This window comes from Microbispora sp. CL1-1, assembly GCF_012034195.1.
GTDB lineage: Bacteria > Actinomycetota > Actinomycetes > Streptosporangiales > Streptosporangiaceae > Microbispora.
In genome coordinates, this window is sequence record NZ_JAATEK010000258.1 from 1 (window position 1) to 240 (window position 240).

Below are 240 nucleotides of genomic sequence, written 5' to 3' on the forward strand. Positions count from 1 at the left end.
CCGAACTCCTGCGGGATCTCCCGCCACTGCCCACCCGTCCTGAACCGCCAGATCACCCCCTCGAACTGCTGCCGCAGCCGCTCAGGGTACGGGCCGAACCTGCCGATCGGGAGATAGGGCTTGATGAACTCCCATTCCTCATCCGTCAGCTGCGCACGCGTCACACACGCCGATCTACCGGATCAAGCCACGACGGACAGGCGAATCCCACAGATTGATCACAACCCGATACGCGCCCTA

Annotated in this window: 1 protein-coding gene; it reads right to left on the bottom strand. The window is 63.3% G+C overall.

Annotation, left to right across the window (positions count from 1 at the left end; translation table 11 throughout):
- A partial coding sequence (locus HCK04_RS40810) for a transposase (protein ID WP_142652817.1) occupies positions 1-164 on the bottom strand: 164 nt, incomplete at its 3' end.
- Between the last annotated feature and the right edge of the window lie 76 nt (positions 165-240).